This is a genomic window from Undibacterium sp. Di26W, from assembly GCF_049340265.1.
GTDB lineage: Bacteria > Pseudomonadota > Gammaproteobacteria > Burkholderiales > Burkholderiaceae_D > Undibacterium.
Map to the genome: position 1 here is coordinate 1 of NZ_JBMPOR010000065.1, position 842 is coordinate 842.

The 842-nt window shown below is 43.9% G+C and carries 2 tRNA genes and 1 rRNA gene; all 3 read left to right on the forward strand.

Annotated elements, in window-relative coordinates:
• Positions 1–116, forward strand: a 16S ribosomal RNA gene (locus ACO0LM_RS28625); the annotation flags it as partial.
• Positions 117–227: 111 nt separating this feature from the next.
• Positions 228–304, forward strand: a tRNA-Ile gene (locus tag ACO0LM_RS28630).
• Positions 305–424: 120 nt separating this feature from the next.
• Positions 425–500 (forward strand) — tRNA-Ala (locus ACO0LM_RS28635).
• The last annotated feature ends 342 nt before the right edge of the window (positions 501–842 follow it).

The following is an 842-nucleotide window of genomic DNA, read 5'->3' on the forward strand; positions in this document are numbered from 1 at the left end:
TGCCAGAAGTAGTTAGCTTAACCGCAAGGAGGGCGATTACCACGGCAGGGTTCGTGACTGGGGTGAAGTCGTAACAAGGTAGCCGTATCGGAAGGTGCGGCTGGATCACCTCCTTTCTAGAGTAGCGCGTAGTGAAGTGTCCACACTTATTGACTGTTAATGATAATGAACAGAGAACGGTTTGCGTCGGGGTAGCAATGACCGGACAGCGACTGAAGTTCAGTAGCGGGTCTGTAGCTCAGTTGGTTAGAGCACCGTGTTGATAACGCGGGGGTCGTTGGTTCGAGCCCAACCAGACCCACCACCAAACACACTATGCATGAGCGATTTTGCGTAGAAGTTGTTCTAAAAAAGAACTGGCTCTGCCAGGCTTTTTTAGGAAGCTCAACCAAACAAAAGTAGGTTTGTACTTTTGTTTGAACGAGGGGGATTAGCTCAGCTGGGAGAGCACCTGCTTTGCAAGCAGGGGGTCGTCGGTTCGATCCCGTCATCCTCCACCAAGAAATCACAAACCTAAGTCAGTGCAGTAGTTAGCGTTGAGATTTAGGTTTGTACTTTCAAAGCGAAAGACAGAGTAATAAAAGTAGTTCTCGTTCTTTAACAATTTAGAAGAAGTAAAGTAGAAATAATCAAAATTATTTCTGTAAAGAGAAGTCAGCAACGACAGTTGTTGATGGAAATTATGGAAGGGTTGTGATTGTATCGAACAAACATAGTATTAAAAAGAGTTTGAAAAGCTGTCGAAAGACAAGTTTTAGAAAAAATCAAATTCCTTGAGATACGGCAAACGCTAAAGTAATACTCATAAGTAGTAAAGAACTATAACGGTCTTGCGCACGACG